This is a genomic window from Micromonospora sp. D93, from assembly GCF_018070365.1.
GTDB lineage: Bacteria > Actinomycetota > Actinomycetes > Mycobacteriales > Micromonosporaceae > Micromonospora > Micromonospora ureilytica.
Window position 1 is genome coordinate 238,590 of the sequence record NZ_JAGPXW010000003.1, and the last position, 16,179, is coordinate 254,768.

At 70.6% G+C, this 16,179-nt stretch carries 19 protein-coding genes and 1 riboswitch; of the genes, 11 read left to right on the plus strand and 8 right to left on the minus strand.

The genetic code is table 11. The features are described 5' to 3' along the window. Nucleotides 1-17: 17 nt before the first annotated feature. Entirely contained in the window at nt 18-188 is a 171-nt protein-coding gene (locus KBX71_RS05495; RefSeq protein WP_167493101.1) for a hypothetical protein, read from the minus strand. Between the two features lie 197 nt (nt 189-385). Here KBX71_RS05495 and KBX71_RS05500 point away from each other — a divergent pair, with 197 nt between their 5' ends. Both KBX71_RS05500 and KBX71_RS05505 read left to right on the plus strand, forming a co-directional pair. Continuing rightward, nucleotides 386-1,015, plus strand: a complete 630-nt coding sequence (locus KBX71_RS05500; protein ID WP_124821501.1) for a hypothetical protein — start codon at nt 386-388, stop codon at nt 1,013-1,015. 157 nt (nt 1,016-1,172) lie between these two features. After that, nucleotides 1,173-1,544, plus strand: a complete 372-nt coding sequence (locus KBX71_RS05505; protein ID WP_210816834.1) for a hypothetical protein — start codon at nt 1,173-1,175, stop codon at nt 1,542-1,544. Nucleotides 1,545-1,582: 38 nt separating this feature from the next. Here KBX71_RS05505 and KBX71_RS05510 read toward each other — a convergent pair whose 3' ends face one another. Further along, nucleotides 1,583-2,488, minus strand: coding sequence for a DUF72 domain-containing protein (locus KBX71_RS05510; protein ID WP_210816835.1), 906 nt, complete (start codon nt 2,486-2,488; stop codon nt 1,583-1,585). 99 nt (nt 2,489-2,587) lie between these two features. Here KBX71_RS05510 and KBX71_RS05515 point away from each other — a divergent pair, with 99 nt between their 5' ends. Further along, nucleotides 2,588-3,091 carry a DinB family protein gene (locus tag KBX71_RS05515; protein ID WP_210816836.1) on the plus strand — a complete coding sequence of 168 codons (504 nt, stop codon included), beginning with the start codon at nt 2,588-2,590 and terminating at the stop codon, nt 3,089-3,091. A gap of 49 nt (nt 3,092-3,140) precedes the next feature. On the opposite strand, the gene KBX71_RS05520 is transcribed toward KBX71_RS05515, so the two are convergent. From KBX71_RS05520 to KBX71_RS05530, 3 genes are all read right to left on the minus strand, one after another. Further along, nucleotides 3,141-5,198 carry a glycogen debranching N-terminal domain-containing protein gene (locus KBX71_RS05520; RefSeq protein ID WP_210816838.1) on the minus strand — a complete coding sequence of 686 codons (2,058 nt, stop codon included), beginning with the start codon at nt 5,196-5,198 and terminating at the stop codon, nt 3,141-3,143. Next, a complete protein-coding gene (locus KBX71_RS05525) occupies nt 5,195-5,602 on the minus strand; it encodes an SCP2 sterol-binding domain-containing protein (RefSeq protein WP_210816840.1) in 408 nt (135 codons plus the stop codon). Before KBX71_RS05525 ends, KBX71_RS05520 begins: the two co-directional genes overlap by 4 nt. Nucleotides 5,603-5,682: 80 nt before the next feature. Continuing rightward, nucleotides 5,683-6,192: a DUF664 domain-containing protein gene (locus KBX71_RS05530; protein WP_210816842.1), complete on the minus strand. Its 510-nt coding sequence runs from the start codon at nt 6,190-6,192 to the stop codon at nt 5,683-5,685. A 79-nt stretch (nt 6,193-6,271) separates the two neighbouring features. Between KBX71_RS05530 and KBX71_RS05535 the strand changes: the two genes are divergently transcribed. After that, entirely contained in the window at nt 6,272-6,787 is a 516-nt protein-coding gene (locus KBX71_RS05535) for a 2'-5' RNA ligase family protein (RefSeq protein ID WP_210816844.1), read from the plus strand. A gap of 196 nt (nt 6,788-6,983) precedes the next feature. Then, nucleotides 6,984-7,169, plus strand: a complete 186-nt coding sequence (locus tag KBX71_RS05540) for a hypothetical protein (protein WP_196927530.1) — start codon at nt 6,984-6,986, stop codon at nt 7,167-7,169. A gap of 16 nt (nt 7,170-7,185) precedes the next feature. Here the strand turns inward: KBX71_RS05540 and corA are convergent, their stop codons facing one another. Continuing rightward, complete coding sequence (corA, locus tag KBX71_RS05545) at nt 7,186-8,310, minus strand: magnesium/cobalt transporter CorA (protein WP_196927531.1); 1,125 nt, start codon at nt 8,308-8,310, stop codon at nt 7,186-7,188. Nucleotides 8,311-8,464: 154 nt separating this feature from the next. On the opposite strand from corA, the gene KBX71_RS05550 reads away from it, so the two are divergent. The 5 genes from KBX71_RS05550 (at nt 8,465) to KBX71_RS05570 (ending at nt 13,329) form a co-directional block, all read left to right on the plus strand. After that, on the plus strand, nt 8,465-10,423 hold the full coding sequence (locus KBX71_RS05550; RefSeq protein WP_210816845.1) for an amino acid transporter: 1,959 nt from the start codon (nt 8,465-8,467) through the stop codon (nt 10,421-10,423). Nucleotides 10,424-10,509: 86 nt separating this feature from the next. Further along, a riboswitch (SAM riboswitch) is annotated at nt 10,510-10,621 on the plus strand. A 32-nt stretch (nt 10,622-10,653) separates the two neighbouring features. Further along, nucleotides 10,654-10,794, plus strand: coding sequence for a hypothetical protein (locus tag KBX71_RS05555; RefSeq protein WP_167493100.1), 141 nt, complete (start codon nt 10,654-10,656; stop codon nt 10,792-10,794). A 100-nt stretch (nt 10,795-10,894) separates the two neighbouring features. Then, nucleotides 10,895-11,776 carry an ABC transporter substrate-binding protein gene (locus KBX71_RS05560; protein ID WP_210816846.1) on the plus strand — a complete coding sequence of 294 codons (882 nt, stop codon included), beginning with the start codon at nt 10,895-10,897 and terminating at the stop codon, nt 11,774-11,776. Nucleotides 11,777-11,815: 39 nt separating this feature from the next. Further along, nucleotides 11,816-12,589 (plus strand): amino acid ABC transporter permease, encoded by a 774-nt coding sequence (locus KBX71_RS05565; RefSeq protein WP_210816847.1) that lies wholly within the window; start codon nt 11,816-11,818, stop codon nt 12,587-12,589. Beyond that, the gene (locus tag KBX71_RS05570) at nt 12,586-13,329 is read left to right on the plus strand and encodes an amino acid ABC transporter ATP-binding protein (protein ID WP_210816848.1); all 744 of its coding nucleotides are present in this window, start codon (nt 12,586-12,588) and stop codon (nt 13,327-13,329) included. The genes KBX71_RS05565 and KBX71_RS05570 overlap by 4 nt, the downstream gene beginning before the upstream one ends. A gap of 8 nt (nt 13,330-13,337) precedes the next feature. On the opposite strand, the gene KBX71_RS05575 is transcribed toward KBX71_RS05570, so the two are convergent. Both KBX71_RS05575 and KBX71_RS05580 read right to left on the minus strand, forming a co-directional pair. Further along, nucleotides 13,338-14,912, minus strand: a complete 1,575-nt coding sequence (locus KBX71_RS05575) for a Na+/H+ antiporter (RefSeq protein ID WP_210816849.1) — start codon at nt 14,910-14,912, stop codon at nt 13,338-13,340. A 251-nt stretch (nt 14,913-15,163) separates the two neighbouring features. Beyond that, nucleotides 15,164-15,382, minus strand: coding sequence for a winged helix-turn-helix domain-containing protein (locus tag KBX71_RS05580; RefSeq protein WP_210816850.1), 219 nt, complete (start codon nt 15,380-15,382; stop codon nt 15,164-15,166). A 379-nt stretch (nt 15,383-15,761) separates the two neighbouring features. Here KBX71_RS05580 and KBX71_RS05585 point away from each other — a divergent pair, with 379 nt between their 5' ends. Further along, nucleotides 15,762-16,115 (plus strand): hypothetical protein, encoded by a 354-nt coding sequence (locus tag KBX71_RS05585; RefSeq protein WP_210816851.1) that lies wholly within the window; start codon nt 15,762-15,764, stop codon nt 16,113-16,115. The last annotated feature ends 64 nt before the right edge of the window (nt 16,116-16,179 follow it).

Below are 16,179 nucleotides of genomic sequence, written 5' to 3' on the forward strand. Positions count from 1 at the left end.
GGCGGGCACCGCTCGGCTCACTCGTCCTGGTCCAGCGGCACCAGCTCACCGTCGCGCTCGACCCGGATCTCGGCGTGCTCCTTGCGGGGCGCCACCTCGGCGGTGTTCCGGTGTGGGTCGTTGTCGGGGTGCATGAGCACCGCGTCTGTTTTGGGGGTCTTCTCCCGGCTCTCGTCCGGCTGCGACATCGCGTTCCCCTCTCGTCGGCGTCGCTCGGGATCTACCCGCCACCGAGCGAACGACTCCTGCCCGGGCGACGCCGACCCGCCGACGGCACGGATGTCCCGTAGCTGCCGGCTACGGCCCGGGTCGGCCCGCCCGGGGCGGGGTTAGCCGCCCGACCGGCGGGTAAGCCGCACCGCCCGACACGGCGGAAGGGGATCACATGTCCGAACGGCACACCGCACTGCGCTCGATGCACGATCTGGGCCTGGCGGCCTGGTTTGGCGGCTCCCTCATGGGTGCCTTCGGTGTCAACGGCGCAGCGGCGAAAATCAGCGACTCGACCCAGCGACTTCCGGTCGCCTCGGCCGGATGGTCCAAGTGGACTCCGGTCAACGCGGCCGCGATCGGCGCCCACCTGGCCGGCGCCGTCGGCGAGCTGGTGACCGAGAGCCCACGGGTGGCGGCACAGTCCGGCGTCGGCCGGGCCAGCGCCATCAAGACGGCGTTGACCATCGGCGCGCTGGCGGTCACCGGCTACAGCCGGTTGGTCGGCATGCGGTTGGAGAAGGCCGGCGGCCCGTCGGTGAGCGGCGCCACCGAGCCGAACCACCAGACACCGGCCAGTGTGGCCTCGTCGCAGCGGCAGATGAAGCTGCTCCAGTGGGCCATTCCGGCGCTGACCGGGACCCTGGTCGTGGTCACCGCGTACATGGGTGAGCAGCAGAAGCCCGGCCAGGTGTTCCGCGGGATGCTCGGTCGCGCCGGTGGGATGAAGGGCGCGTCGAAGGGCATGATCAAGATGGCGGGAATGAGCAACGGCAAGCGGCCGATGGCGATGGCCGGACGCTGAACGTCGGGCCGGCCGGCGTCCCGCCGCCACCTCGACGGCGGGGCGCTGGCCGGCCCTGCGCACGTACCGGAGCGATGCGACGAGGTCGGGCGGGCAGTCCCGCCCCGAGAACGGCACATCGTCCGCCGGTAGCGGCGGACCGACGAGCGGGGTGGCCATGACGGCGCACAAGGGACGCAGCGGTGACAACGACCGGCTGGAGCCGGAGGCGACCAAGCCGTGGGGCACCGGCGACGGCTTCGACGCCGACGCCCCCTGGGGCGCGGACGACGACTCACCGATGGACGAGGGCAGCGAGGAGACCGCGGTGCCCGAGGGGCGGCGCGGTGAGCGGCGCGCGGGTGCCCCGGCGGGCCGGACGGACCCGGCGGGACGACACGGCTTCGGCTCGGTCGAGCCGACCCGTACGACGATGGCCGGACCGGGCGCCCCACCCGATCCCGCCCCCAGCGGCCGGACCTTCCCCGACGACGCGGACATCGGCGAGTCGACCCAGGACGCGCTACGCAGCCGGGGACGGCGGTCCTGAGCGGACCGACTATCGGCGGGGTGACCCACGCGCGATGATCAGCCGGTCGCCGGTACGACGTGATCGGCGACCATCGTCTCGGCGAGCAGTTGCGCCAGCCGCGTGGCGTCGCGCTGGGCCTGCCCGGCGCAGCAGTTGTTGAACAGCACGTGCAGGTCGTCGGGGAGACCGGCGAACTCGGCCAGCAGTCCGGCCCAGTGCCGAAGCTCGTCCTCGGCGTACGCGTACCGGAACTTGTCCTGCTTGTCGCCCTCGCCCCAGGCGTCGCTGTGACCGTGGAACCGGACGATCGCCGGCTCCGCCGTCATGGTCAGGATCGGTGGCACCGACGACGGGTGCCCCTGTGGCATGTCGACGCAGACCACTGACAGGTCGTGGGCGCGTAACAGGTCCAGAGTGTCCGCCGCGGCGTCGTCGTCGAACCAGGAGCGGTGCCGCAGCTCGACACCGACCCGCCACGGCCGGCAGCGCTGCGCCAGCTCGACGATCCGGCGTTCGGCAGCGGGGCTGCGCACCAGCCACGGGGGGAACTGCAACATCACCACACCGAGCTTGCCGGCCGCCGCGATCGGGTCGAGGGCCGCGCGGAACCGGGCCCACAGCTCGTCGTACGCCCGCTCCGGCAGGTCTCGGCGGCGGATCCGGCTCGGGCCGGCGGCCGGACGCAGGTCCCGGGGCAACACGGCGACCGGCGTCGGATGGCCGGTGAAGAGGCTGAACGCCTTGACGTCGAAGGTGAAGTCGTCAGGTGTGGCGTCCACCCAGCCCTGGGTCGTCTCCGGCACCGGGATGGCGTAGTAGGACGTGTCCACCTCGACCATCGGGAACTGGCTGGCGTAGAAGCCCAGCCGACGGGCGGGCGTGCCGGCCGAGCGTGGGTACCACCCGGAGCGCAGCAGAGACTGGTCCGCCCAGGACGACGTGCCCACCTTAATCACACCCATGTCATTCAGTGGACCGCCACCGGCGCGGATCGGCAACCCGGAAAGTGTCGGTGCCTCGCCCTACTGTGGCACCGGATGACATCAACGAAGGGTGGCGGCATGACCAGCACCGAGCAGCTCACGGGTGAGCGCGCCGACCTCCTGCAGGCGCTCCGCAGGCACCGCGGTTTCCTCCTGCAGACGGTCGACGGGCTCACCGACGAGCAGGCGGCCAGCCGTCCCACCGTCAGCGGCCTCTGCCTTGGCGGCCTCGTCAAGCACGTGGCCGGCGTCGAGCACCGGTGGATGCTCTTCGCCGTCGGCGGCCCGGAGGCGATGGGCCGCGAGGAAATCGACTGGGTCGGCCAGTTCCAGATGATGCCGGGTGAGACCCTCGCCGGGCTGGTCGAGCGCTTCCACGAGGTGGCCGACCAGACCGACGAGTTGGTCGCCACCCTCGACCTGGACGCGGCGCATCCGCTGCCGCAGGCGCCCTGGTTCGAGCCGGGGGCGAGTTGGACCGTCCGCCGGGTGCTGCTGCACCTCATCGCCGAGACGGCCCAGCACGCCGGGCACGCCGACATCCTGCGGGAGTCGATCGACGGCGCCAGGACCATGGGCTGAGCCGGCCTCGGAGCGCCGCCGGTGGCGGGCTGAGCGCTGCTTCTCGGCCTCAGCGCAGGCGGTGCTGGCGTTCGGTGGTCCGGTCTCTCGCGTAGGCGTCGGAGTGACCCCAACGGCCCGGGATGTCCAGCAGCTCCAGCCGACCGAACCCCTCCGGCACCGCCGGGTTCACCAGCAGGTTGTCGCCGATGGGTCGCAGGCCCAGCATGGTGCCGAGCAGCATCAGCAGCGCTCCGGACGACCACGCCTGCGGGCGGCAGCTCATCGCCAGTCGGACGGGGTAGGTCGTCAGGCTTCGCTCGTAGCCGGCGATCACCTCCGGCGCCTCGCCACCGAGCGTCTGTGCCATGTCGAAGATGCCGGCCGCGATCCGGGCCGCCTGCGCGTCGAGGCGGTAGCGACGCAACCCGGCGGCGATCAGCGCGTTGTCCGACGGCCACACCGCGCCCAGGTGTGCGCCCACCGGGTTGTACGTGCGCTGCCCCGTGGCCAACGTGCGTACCCCCCAACCGCTGAACAGTCGCGGCCCGACCAGGTGCTCGGCGACCGCTTCCGCGCGGTCGTCCGTGACGATCCCGCTCCAGAGCAGGTGCCCGATGTTGGAGGCCAGCGCATCGACCGGTTCGCCGTACGGGTCGAGCGCCAACGCGTAGTACTCCCCGTGCGGCAACCAGAAGTCCCGGTTGAAGCGCTCCTTCAGCGCTGCCGCCTCCCGTTCCAACCGGTCGGCGTACGCGGGGTCGCCCCAGAACTCCCGGGCCAGACGGGCGCCCCGCCGCTTCGCGTCGTACGCGTAGCCCTGCAACTCGCAGGTGGCGCGAGGGAAGGCGGGTTGCCGACCCTGGGCGTCGACGACGGCCTCCGGGGAGTCCTTCCAGCACTGGTTGATCGTGCCGTCGCGTTCGTTGCGGCGCTGGTAGCGCACGTAGCCGTCCCCGGTCAGGTCGCCGTACTCGTCGATCCAGTCCAGCGCCATCCGGGCCGGGTGGCGCAGCTCGCGGACCAGGTCCGCGTCACCGGACCAGCGCTCGTACTCGTCAAGCAACACGACGAAGAGTGGGGTGGTGTCCGCCGCGCCGTAGTACAGCGCGCTCGTCCGGTCGTTGAACGCCCCGGTCTCGCCGTACCGGAGTTGGGCCAGGATCTTGCCGGGTTCCTCGTCCAGCGCGTCGTCGAGCTGACCGCCCTGCATGAGCGCCAGCATCCGTAGCGTCGCCGGGGCCAGTTCGGGGGTGAACGCCATCGTCTGCAGGCAGGTGATGATGGCGTCCCGTCCGCGCAGCCCCATCGCCCACGGCAGACCACCGATCGGCACCCTCTCGCGGTACGACAACGGTTTGTACCGCAGTGCCTCCAGGTCCGCGAGGCTGCCCTGGTAGAGCTCCTCCAGGCCGTTGCGTTCGGCCACCAGCTGCGGCGCCCGGTCCAGCCACTGCGCCAGGTCCTCGCGCATCCCCGTCCGCACGGTCTGTTGGTGCGACTGCAGGTCGGCGCGGAGATCCCGGCCTTCCTCGCCGCCCATGGTCACACTGACGTGCAGGTCGGTCTCCCATTTCCCCTCGGGTGCGATCCGGATCCGAAACGTCATTCCCCGCTCGTCCACCTCGGCGGGGACGGTGCTGCGTACTGTGGTCTCGCGCACGAACCGGTCCCGCTGGTAGCGCAGCACGAGCCGCTGGTCCGCCGAGTCGGCGGTGACCTCGACGGCCCGCTGCCGGAGCTGCCCGACCTCGACGATGTCGGTGAAGTCGCTGGCCATCTCCATCCGGACGGTGTATTCGGCGGGCTGCGACGAGTGGTTGAGCACTGTGATCTTCTCGTGGAAACAGTCGTGGACCGAGCGGTGCCTGATGATCGACATGTCGGCGTCGACGTAGTGGCTCGCCGCACCGGGGACCAGGAAGAACCGGGTCTCGAAGTACGTGAGGTCGTCGCGGGCTAGCGCATTGATCCGTTCACCGTCGATCCTGAGCACCCAGTGGGACAGGTAGCGCGTGTCGTACGCGAAGAGTCCGACCGGGGTCTGCGGATCGATCTCGATGTCGCCCTGGGCGTCGCTGATGGCGAACAGGTTGCCCGCGATGACGTGCACCAGTTCCTGCTTCACGACCGCTCATCCCGAGCGGTCGACGCGGCCCGGCCAACCAACGCGGCCCGGCCCAGCTCGTGCGGATGGCGGGCGCCGCCCGGCCCGGCGAAGATCCGCCGCAGCAGCATCAGCAGTCGCATGTTGCCGTGCACGGTCAGCTCGTTGCGCAGCAGGCCCGCGCCCGGGTGCAGCTCGCCGCGCGCCATCCGGTCGAAGACCGTCCGGTCGGCCCGCACCACCAGATCGGCGTCGTCGGCCGAGCGGGTCACCCGGACGTGTTGGTCCGCGATGGTCAGGTACCAGTGATCGGTGCTGCCGTCGTCACGGAGATCCAGCCGCAGCGTTCCCGCTGTGGTCTCCGGCAGGTCGGGCCGCCGACCGGTGTCCAGCTGTCGCAGGTACTGCTCCGCCGTCGCGCCCATCGGGTCCCCTCCCCACGGTTTCCCGCAGGATCACCCGCGTCGGGGTGAGCGCGGTTCACCCGAAACGGGTGAGGAGCGCGTCAGGTGGCCTCGATCAGGCCGCGCACGTAGGCGGCCTGGCCCACGTGTTGCAGGTCGTCGTCGACGATGCTGACCAACCGGACGCCGAGGGTGACCGGCGGATCCCACCCCTCGTCGACCACGCGGTCCAGGTCCGTCGGGCCCAGGCCGGCCAGGAAGCTTCCGGTACGCGCGGCGACCGCCCCGTAGTAGTCGATCAACGCCTGCGCACTCTCCGGCCGCACCGCCGCGACCTGCGCGGCCGAGTGCCCGTAGCCGGTGTCGTCGGGGTCGGCGGTGAGCCCGAACCGGCCAGCCCAGTCACCGCTGACCCAGATCTGGTCGGCGTCGAGCAGGTCGGCGACGTGGTGGTCCTGCACCCGGGTGAGGTGCCAGACCAGCCAGCCGACCGTGTTGGCGCCCGGACCGGGCTGGTGGCGCAGTTGCTCGGGGCTGAGGCCGTCGACGGCGGCGCGAACGAGGTCGGGCAGCCGGTCGTACGCCTCGGTCAGCAGGTCACTCACATCCACTGGGTACGCCTTTCTTGTCGCTTTCCGACCAGGTACCGCTGGATTCGGGCGCGCAAACCTCGGCCGCTACGGTGATCGAATGGTCGCCGCGGTGGAGTTGTACCTGGACCCGGACGCCACCCGCCGGATCCGGGTGCTCTGGGACGCGCTGGAGGCCGAGGGCGTGCAGAGCATGCGCTCACTGCTGGAGCAGCGCCACCGTCCGCACGTCTCGCTCACGGTGGCGCCCCGTTTCGACACGGAGCAGGTCGCCGAGGCGCTACAGGGGACGGTGGTGGCCGCCCCACTGCGGCTCGACTTCCAGCACGCCGGCCAGTTCGTCGGTCGGGTGCTCTGGCTCGGCCCGGCGCCCACCCCGGAGCTGCTGGCGCACCACCGGCTGGTGCACGACCGACTCGCCGCCGCCGGCATCCCCCTCGCCGAGCACTACCAGCCGGGGCGCTGGGTGCCGCACTGCACGCTCTCCATGCGGGTGCCGAACGCGCTGATGGCCGCCGCGGTGCGCCGCTGCCTGGAGGTGTTACCGCTGGCCGCGACCGTGGTCGGCGCGGCGCTCACCGACCACGCGCGTGGTATCGCCCACCCGCTGCCCTGACCGTCAATCCGTAATGTCCGGTTTGGCGGGCGACAGTCGGAAACCCGAAAACAAGCGGTGCGGATGTGGCCGGACGTGGGAAGGTTCGAGTGGCTGTCGTACCGGTGGCGTGCTGCTCGCAGGCGGTTCGCCCGGCCGGTGGCGCGGGTCCGTCCCGCGCCGCCCACGGCGGCTTCGACGAGGAGAGGCAGGGCCCATGCAGGCTCAGCGCAGGCCACCGCGCACGGAGCGGAGCCAGACCCGGGACGACCGGACCGGCGGCGGGCTGACCGGGGCGGCTACGCCACTGACGATCTGGGCGGCCGCCGTGCTGCTCGGCCGGATCGGTGCCGGCGACGACGACGTCGAGGACGAACGGCACATCCTGCGCGGCATCGAGTGAATCCCGGCCGCCCGGCTCAGAGCCAGCCGCGCCGCTTGAAGATCACGTAGAGGGTGCCGCAGACCAGCAGCATCAACAGCAGCGCGAAGAGGTAGCCGAAGCGCCAGTTCAGCTCTGGCATGTGGACGAAGTTCATGCCGTACACGGTGCCGATGAGCGTGGGAGCGAAGAGGATCGCCGCCCAGGAGGAAACCTTCTTCAGCTCCTCGTTCTGGCTGTAGCTGGCTGCGGTGAGGCTGCGCATCTCCTCGTTCTGCTGCTGCGAGACGAGGGTGGCGTTGACGGTGAGGATGTTCTGCAACAGGTGCCGGAAACCGTCCACCCGCTCCACCACCTGGGTCAGGTGGTCGGTCACGTCGCGCAGGTAGCGCCGCAGCTCCTCGTCGTCGCTACCCGCGCCGACGGCCAGCGCGTCGAGCACGCTGAGCAGTGGGCGGGCGGCCCGCTGGAACTGGATGACCTCGCGGCTGAGGCCGTAGATGCGGCGGCTCGCGTTCGGGTCGCCACCGAACACCTGGGTCTCGATCTCGTCAATGTCGTTCTCCAGCCCGGCCACCACCGGCGCGTACCCGTCGACGACCTGGTCGAGGATCGCGTACAGGATCGCCTCCGAGCCCCGGGCGAGCATCTGCGCCTCGGTCTCCATCCGCCGCCGCACCGCGGCCAGATCGGGCGCCTCACCGTGTCGGACGGTGACCACGAAGCCCGGCCCGATGAACAGGTGCAACTCGGAGAACTCGACCTCCTCCCGGAGGTCGTCGTAGCGGGCGGCGCGCAGCACCACGAACAGCGTGTGCCCGTACCGCTCCAGCTTGGGCCGCTGGTGGGCGTTGATCGCGTCCTCGACCGCCAGGTCGTGCAGCCGGAACTCCCGGGCCAGCGAGGTGATCTGGTCGATGTCGGGTCGGTACAACCCGATCCAGGCCATCGCGCCGTCCTGCTCCTGGAGGCAGCGGTACGTCTCGGCGAGGCCGGAGGGCGAGGCGAACCGGTGCCCCCGGACGTAGACCGCGCTGTCCACCAGACCGCCGTGGGACGGGGCGGGTGGCTCCGTGGACGGCGGCACATCGACAGTCGTCTCGTACTCGTCGAGTTGGCGGCCGAAGCCACCACCCGGGCGGAAGCGACGGCCGCCGACCATGCCCTGTCCCCTCCCCCGGTGCCGTCCGGTCCAGCCCGGGGCGCTGCTTCCCCCCTGTCCTGAGCCCGAAACCCGCCGGGGCGTCGGCTGGGTTCCGCGCACCGGCGGACGGGGGCGGCCCGGCGGGCGGATACTCACGGTGACCGTGGGCGGGATGACGGGGGACGCGCCGGTGGAGGTCGACAGACGTGCCGGCCGGTTGCGGGGGTGGCTACTCGCCGCCGGCTCGGACCAGGCCGTGCAGCACCCGGGGCCACACGGGCGCCCGCCGGAGCACCGGCACCACCCGTGGTGGAAGGTGATGTGCCTGACCGGTGTCGACTACTTCTCCACACTGGGTTACCAGCCGGGCATCGCGGCGCTGGCGGCCGGGGCGCTCTCGCCGGTGGCGACGCTGGTGCTGGTGCTGGTGACCCTGCTGGGGGCGCTGCCGGTCTACCGGCGGGTGGCGGTGGAGAGCCCACACGGCGAGGGCTCCATCGCGATGCTGGTACGCCTGCTGAGCTACTGGCCGGGCAAGTTGCTGGTGCTGGTGCTGCTCGGTTTCGCGGCCACCGACTTCATCATCACCATCACCCTCTCGGCCGCCGACGCGACGGCGCACATCGACGAGAACCCGTTCTGGCCGAGCGGGCTCAAGGGGCACGAGGTGCTGGTCACGCTGCTGCTCGTGTCGCTGCTGGGCGTGGTGTTCCTCAAGGGATTCACCGAGGCCATCGGGATCGCCGTCGTCCTGGTCGCGATCTATCTGACGCTGAACGCGGTGGTGGTGGCCGACGCGCTGTGGCGGGTGGTGACGCATCCGAGCGCGGTCGGCGACTGGACCACCATGCTGACCACCGGGCACGGCGATCCGTGGTTGGTGGTCGGGCTGTCGCTGCTGGTCTTCCCGAAGCTGGCGTTGGGTCTGTCCGGCTTCGAGACCGGGGTGGCGGTCATGCCGAGCGTACGGGGCGACCCGCAGGACTCGGAGGCACGACCGCTGGGCCGGATCCGTGGCGCGCGCCGGCTGCTCACCACCGCGGCGGTGATCATGAGCGTATTTCTGATCACCAGCAGCGTGACGACCACAGTGCTCATCCCGCCGGACGCCTTCCAGCCGGGCGGGCCGGCGAACGGGCGGGCGCTGGCCTACCTGGCGCACGCCCACCTCGGCGAGGTGTTCGGCACCATCTACGACCTGTCCACCATCGGGATCCTCTGGTTCGCGGGGGCATCGGCGATGGCTGGTCTGCTCAATCTCGTGCCGCGCTACCTGCCGCGCTACGGCATGGCGCCAACCTGGGCGCGAGCCGTCCGGCCGCTGGTGCTGGTCTTCACCGCCGTGGCGTTCCTGATCACCATCGTCTTCGAGGCCAGCGTGGACGCGCAGGGCGGCGCGTACGCCACAGGGGTCCTGGTGTTGATCACCTCGGCGGCGACGGCGGTGACGCTCGCGGCGCTCCGGCGGCGTCAGCGTGGCAGCACCATCGCGTTCGGAGTCATCGCGGTGATCTTCGTTTACACCACGCTGGCGAACGTGGTGGAGCGCCCGGACGGTGTCAAGATCGCCGCCTGCTTCATCGGCGGGATCATCCTGGTCTCGGTGCTGTCCCGGCTGATGCGGGCCTACGAGCTGCGCGTCGACCACGTCGAGCTGGACCCGGTCGCGGCCCGGATGATCGACGAACGGGCCGGACGGCGGATCCGTCTCATCGCCCACGAACCCGACAGGCGTGACGAGGCGGAGTACCGCGCCAAGTTGGCCCAGACCATGGCGGACAACGACTTCCCCGACGACAGCGACGTCATCTTCGTCGAGGTCACTGTCACCGACCCGTCCGACTTCGAGGCCGAGCTGCTGGTCCGGGGCGGCGTGGTCGACGGCCGCTTCCCGGTGCTCAGCCTGGCCAGCTCGTCGGTGCCCACCGCGCTCGCCGCCCTGCTGCTGGAGATCCGCGACCGCAGCCGGCGACGCCCGCACATCTACTTCGAGTGGTCCGAGGGCGGCCCGACTCGCAACTTCCTGCGCTACCTGGCGTTCGGACAGGGCGCCATCGCCTCGGTGACCCGGGAGATCCTGCGCCGCCAGGAGCCCGACCCGCACCGTCGACCGCACGTGCACGCCGGCTGACCTGCGAGCGGGCAGCCCGCCGCGCACGGTGAGCGTGGTCATACCGACTGGACGACCCACCCGTTCCTGCTGCTAGCCTCTGCGCAGGTCATGAGTGCCAGCGCGAAGCCCCGGCTCGCTGGCCGGCAACCCTCCTCCGCGGTGGGGTGCCCCGGGTGAAGACCAGGCACCGGCACGACGTCGGTGCAAGCGTGGCCTGGCACCCAGGTCAGCACAGACCCGGGAGAACCATGCGCATCCTCAGCACCACCCCACCGACCGACGTCGCGGCCTCCCGCACCGGTCGACAGTCGCCCGCACTGACCCGGCGACGGCACGTGGACATGATGCGAATGTGCAGCGCCGCCTGTCGTCGCGGCACCGCGCTCTAGCACACCCCTTCCCGAGCTCCTTCCCACCGGTACGCCCAGCGGGCGCGCCGTCGGTGGCGCACGTCCGTGCGCGCCGAGACACCACCCTTCGGAGACACCCGTGCGACTCTTTCCTGCCCTGACCCGCGCCGCCGCCCTGGGCGCTGCCACGATCCTGGCCGCCACCGCCCTCACCGCCTGCGGCGACGACAGCTCGTCCGACGCCACCGCCAACCCGTACGGTCTGGCGCAGCCGGGCGTGCTGCGCGCCGGCACGCTGACCGACGCCCCGCCGAACGTGTATCTCAAGGACGGCAAGTTCACCGGCTTCGACAACGACCTGCTGACCGCCGTGGCCGGCAAGCTCGGCCTCACTGTCGAGTTCGTCGGCACCGACTTCTCCGCGCTGCTCAGCCAGGTCAACAACCGGAAGTTCGACGTCGGCAGTTCCTCGATCACCATCACCGAGGCCCGCAAGAAGACAGTCGACTTCGGCAACGGCTACGACTTCGGCTACTTCGGCCTGGACGTCCCGGCCGGCTCTCCGATCACCAGCTTCGACCAGCTCGCTGGCAAGCGGGTAGTGGTGGTGCAGGGCACCGTCCAGGACGACTACGCCACCGGCAAGCAGCTCAACCCGGTGCGGGTGCCGGACTACAACGGTGCGATCAACCAGCTCAAGGCGGGTACCGCCGACGCCTGGATTGCCCCGGCGGAGATCGGCGAGAAGTCCGCCACGGACAGCAACGGCAAGATCACCGTGGCGGCCAAGCAGCTCAGCCCGGCACCGACCGCGTACGCCGTCGCCAAGGGCGGCGACAAGCTGCGCGAGGCGCTGAACAAGGGCCTCGACGAGGTCGTCGCCGATGGCACCTGGAGCCGGTTGCAGGCGCAGTACTACCCGGGCCGACCGATCCCGGCGGACTTCACGCCGGGCAGCGGCACGGTGAAGCCGCCGGCCGCGCCGGCCGTGCCGTCGGCGTCCGCGTCGGCCGCGTCCTGAGCCGGTGACGAGCGAGCGGGGCGGTAGGAGGGGCGACCGATGGATCCGTTGAGCACCCTGTGGGAGACCTTCTTCGACTGGGACGCGATGCGCGAGGCGCTGCCCGAGATGCTGACCGTCGGGTTGCCCAACACGCTGATCCTGGCGGTCTCCGCCGCCCTGCTCGGCTCGGTGCTGGGCCTGCTGTTGGCCGTCGCCGGGATCTCCCGCAGCCGCTGGTTGCGCTGGCCGGCGCGGGTCTACACCGACGTGTTCCGGGGACTACCGGCCGCAGCGACGATCCTGCTGATCGGTGTCGGGCTGGCCCCGCTGGGCATGCAGGTCTGGGGACCGGATCCCTACCCGTTGGGCATCCTGGCGCTGTCGCTCATCGCCGCCGCGTACATCGGGGAGATCTTCCGCTCGGGTATCCAGTCGGTGGAGGCCGCCCAGTTGGAGGGCGCGCGGGCACTCGGCTTCTCCTGGGCCGACGCGATGCGGGTGGTGATCATCCCGCAGGGGATCCGACGGGTGCTGCCGGCCTGGGTCAACCAGCTCATCGCGCTGATCAAGGACTCCAGCCTGGTCTACTTCCTCGGCCTGGTGGCCAGCCAACGGGAGCTGTTCCGGATCGGGCAGGACTACGCGGCCACCACCGGCAACGAGTCGGCGCTGCTGCTGGCGGGGCTCTGCTACCTGGCGTTGACCGTTCCGCTGACGCACGTCGTCAACTGGATCGACAGGCGGCTGCGCAACGGTCGGCCGGCAACCGCGTCGACCGAGGAGGACGACGACACCGCGTCGTACGCCGCGACGGAAGGAGATCGGCGATGACCACCGCCACGACGACCTCGGTCAGCCTCGACGTACGCGACGTGCACCTCGCCTTCGGACCGAACCGGGTGCTGCGCGGCGTCGACCTCTCGGTGCCGCGTGGTGCGACGGCCTGCGTCATCGGCCCGTCCGGGTCGGGCAAGTCCACGCTGCTGCGCACCATCAACCGGCTCATCGAACCGGACCGGGGCGACGTGCTGCTGGACGGGCGCAGTGTGCTGGGCGACGACCCGGACGCGCTGCGGCAGCGGGTGGGCATGGTGTTCCAGCAGTTCAACCTCTTTCCCCACATGAGCGTGCTGCGCAACATCACGCTGGCGCTGCGCCGGCTGCGCAAGCTCGGGGCGGACGAGGCGGAGACTGTCGCCCGCGCCCAGTTGGAGCTGGTGGGGCTGGCCGGCAAGGCGAACTCCCGGCCGGCGCAGCTCTCCGGCGGTCAGCAACAGCGGGTGGCGATCGCCCGCGCGCTGGCGCTGCGGCCCGAGGTGATGCTCTTCGACGAGGCGACCTCGGCGCTCGACCCGGAGTTGGTCAAGGGCGTCCTCGGGGTGATGGCCGACCTGTCCGCCGCCGGGATGACCATGGTGGTGGTGACCCACGAGATGGGCTTCGCCCGGCAGGTCGCCGACACCGTGGCCTTCATGGACCGGGGCGTGGTGCTGGAGGCCGGCCCACCCGAGGCGATCTTCGAGCGGGCCGAGCATCCGCGGCTTCGCCGGTTTCTCGACCAGGTGCTCTGAGCCGACGGTCACTCGTTGGGCCCGCGCCCCAGCAGCCGGATCTCCTCGTTGTCCAGCGCGGCCTGGAGTTCCTGCAGCACCAGGTCGTCGATCTCCCGGTTGTCGCGCAGCCGGGTGACCTCCCGCCTCTTGTGGGCGAGGACGCCGAGGCGCAGCCGCCGCTCCAGCCGGCGCTCCTCGGCGGTGTTGCCGCCGCTCTCGTCGAGGTCGGCCAGATGCCGCTGGTACTCGGCCTGCAACCGACGTACCGAGTCGTCCTGGGCACCGACCTCGGCGGCGACCTGGGGAAGAGCGGCAAGGCCCACCTCGGTGGCCCGCCGCCGGGCGTTGCGGGCCTCGTCGACGCGTTCCGGGTCGCCGCTCAGACCGGCCCAGCGCACCACCAGTGGCAGGGTGGTGCCCTGCAAGAGCATGATCAGCACGATCACCAGCGCGGTGACGAAGATGATCAGGTCGCGTTCGACCACCGGACGGCCGTCGACAGTCACCGTCGGGACGGCCAGGGCGGCGGCGAGCGACACGGCACCCCGGAAGCCGGACCAGCCCGCGACCGTCCCCACCCGCCAGGTCGACGGCCCCTGGCTCGGGTCCACCATCCGCCGGCGGCGTACCCGGGCCGACTGCGCGGTCAGGTAGACGAAGAGCAGGCGGGTGCCGATCACGACCAGGGTGACCACGACGACGATCACCAGAGCCCGCTCGGGCGAGGTGCTGGTGATGCTCCGGACCGCGCGGGGAATCTGCGTGCCGAGCAGGACGAACAACCCGCCGTTGATCAGGAACGTGGTCAGGTCCCAGAACGCGTACGCCAGCACCCGGGACCGGGCGCGGATCACCCGAGGGCCGGCGTAGGCCAGCACCAGGCCGGCGACCACCACCGCCAGCACACCACTGGCGTGCACCGAATCGGCGAGCAGGAAGGCGCCGAAGGGTGTCAGCACGCTGAGCGCGCCCTCGCGCAGCGGATCGTCGAGCCGTTTGCGGATCAGCACCACGGCGGCCCCCACCAGCAGACCGGCGACCACGCCGCCGACGCTGGCGCCGACGAACTCCTCGCCGATACCCAGCACACCCGGCTCGGCGCTCTGGCTGAGCAGAGCCACGGCCACCGCGAAGATCACCAGCGCGGTGCCGTCGTTGACCAGGCTCTCCGCGTGCAGGGTGGTGAGCAGCTTCCGGGGCAACCGTTTGGCCAGGCCGGTGACCGCGGCGGCGTCGGTCGGCGCGAGGACCGCGCCGAGCACCCAGGCGGCGGCGGGGTTCACCCCGAGCGCCTGCGCCGCGAGCGACACCGTGACCATGGTGAGCACCACCAGCACCACGGCCAGCAACCCGATCACCGGCAGGTTCGCCCGGATCTCGCGCAGGCTGATGGTGAGGCTCTCCCGGTACAGGATCGCCGGCAGGAAGATCAGCAGGACCAGGTCCGGTTCCAGGGTGACCTCGGACAGCGGCGGTGTGAGCCCGAGCAACACGCCCAACGCGATGAGCAGGACCGGTGGGGCGACCCGGTACCGACCGCCGAGGGTGGTGCCGACGAGGACTGTGACGCCGAGCGCCACGATCAGGATGAGCGCCTCCACGCGTACTCCCCCCTCGGACCATGGCCGACGGCGGACGCGCCGACGGTTCCATCTGACCGCACCCGGCGGTGGGTTCCGGCGGAAACCGGCAAGTCGCCGGGTAGCCCGAGCAGGGGCGTGTCGTGCGGCACGAGACCGGGCACCGGGAGAAAGCGTGAGCCGGGAGAGAAGAGCTACGGGCTACTTCTCGGCATGGGTCGTGGTTTCGCCGTGCGCCTTGCCCAGCTAACAGACCTGTTCAGTGGCCGGCGCTAGTCGCGCGCCGTGACGTAGACCCCTCGGCCGGGCTGGCCATACACCAAGCCCCGAGCCTTAAGTTGGATCATGACGAAGCGGATGACTGTCTCACTCACTTCGTAGAGCGCGCAGAGCTGAGATGTGCTGGGCAGCTTGTCGCCAGGCTTCAACACGCCCGACTCAATCTGTCTCGTGATGTCGTCTGCGATCTGTTGATAGAGCGGCTCAGCCATCGGTCGTCCTCCCTGCATTCCAGAGAACACGCAGGGGGATTCATGAGACGACACGGGGTATCGTAGGTACACCCAGCGTACCCAGTAACGTAGGTTGGAGACGTGCCGATGGTGAGCTTCAACGAGTACGTCGCGGCAGTAGCCATGACCCTGGCGCGCAGGCATAAGCCGGTGTGGTCGTGGGTCAGGTGGCGCAACGTCTACAAGTGCGGGAACGAGCTGCCCTGTCGTGCCAGACACAAGATCCCAATCAACCGGGGCCACTGGCCAGGTGAAAGCCGATGACCACACACGCACCGGTCCTGCCACTGTGGCTGTGCGAGGGATGCGATCGGCTGAGCTGGGCACCCCCGGATGTGCTCCGACGCAGGTTCATCGGTTGGTTGCCGTGAAGGCCGGAGACGTCGTGTTCATCGGCCCGGACTGTTCGGTGCAGTTCACCGGGGACCGGGCGCTGATGATGCGGCTGGGGTCCATCGGCGAGGTCGACCCGTACAACGGGTGGGTGTGGGTTTCGGGGTACGTCCTCGACGCGCGAGGGCTGGCCACGGCCAAGCGTGAGCTGTACGTGATCAAAGCCGGGCTGCGGGTCGCCCCGGCACCAACAGTGGTCAGCAAACCGGGGCCTAAGGAGCGTTACCCGACGCGTACGGGCCAAGGCCGTGCTTCACAGATTCCGGCCGTCGCGGCGCGACAGGCGCGGCCCGGCGTTCGGCTTGGCGGTCGTTCGTAGATCTTGGACAGTTTCCGTTACGCCGTAACGGAAAGTGTCCAAGATCTACGAAGTACGTGGCCCC

Excerpts from the sequence above, each read along its gene's own strand:
- KBX71_RS05555 (WP_167493100.1), top strand. The coding sequence starts at position 10,654 with ATGCGCATCCTCAGCACCACCCCACCGACCGACGTCGCGGCCTCCCGC.
- KBX71_RS05565 (WP_210816847.1), top strand. The coding sequence starts at position 11,816 with ATGGATCCGTTGAGCACCCTGTGGGAGACCTTCTTCGACTGGGACGCG.
- KBX71_RS05510 (WP_210816835.1), bottom strand. The coding sequence starts at position 2,488 with ATGGGTGTGATTAAGGTGGGCACGTCGTCCTGGGCGGACCAGTCTCTG.
- KBX71_RS05525 (WP_210816840.1), bottom strand. The coding sequence starts at position 5,602 with ATGGGCGCGACGGCGGAGCAGTACCTGCGACAGCTGGACACCGGTCGG.
- corA (WP_196927531.1), bottom strand. The coding sequence starts at position 8,310 with ATGGTCGGCGGCCGTCGCTTCCGCCCGGGTGGTGGCTTCGGCCGCCAA.
- KBX71_RS05580 (WP_210816850.1), bottom strand. The coding sequence starts at position 15,382 with ATGGCTGAGCCGCTCTATCAACAGATCGCAGACGACATCACGAGACAG.
- KBX71_RS05500 (WP_124821501.1), top strand. The coding sequence starts at position 386 with ATGTCCGAACGGCACACCGCACTGCGCTCGATGCACGATCTGGGCCTG.
- KBX71_RS05570 (WP_210816848.1), top strand. The coding sequence starts at position 12,586 with ATGACCACCGCCACGACGACCTCGGTCAGCCTCGACGTACGCGACGTG.
- KBX71_RS05505 (WP_210816834.1), top strand. The coding sequence starts at position 1,173 with ATGACGGCGCACAAGGGACGCAGCGGTGACAACGACCGGCTGGAGCCG.
- KBX71_RS05550 (WP_210816845.1), top strand. The coding sequence starts at position 8,465 with ATGACGGGGGACGCGCCGGTGGAGGTCGACAGACGTGCCGGCCGGTTG.
- KBX71_RS05515 (WP_210816836.1), top strand. The coding sequence starts at position 2,588 with ATGACCAGCACCGAGCAGCTCACGGGTGAGCGCGCCGACCTCCTGCAG.
- KBX71_RS05540 (WP_196927530.1), top strand. The coding sequence starts at position 6,984 with ATGCAGGCTCAGCGCAGGCCACCGCGCACGGAGCGGAGCCAGACCCGG.
- KBX71_RS05535 (WP_210816844.1), top strand. The coding sequence starts at position 6,272 with ATGGTCGCCGCGGTGGAGTTGTACCTGGACCCGGACGCCACCCGCCGG.
- KBX71_RS05495 (WP_167493101.1), bottom strand. The coding sequence starts at position 188 with ATGTCGCAGCCGGACGAGAGCCGGGAGAAGACCCCCAAAACAGACGCG.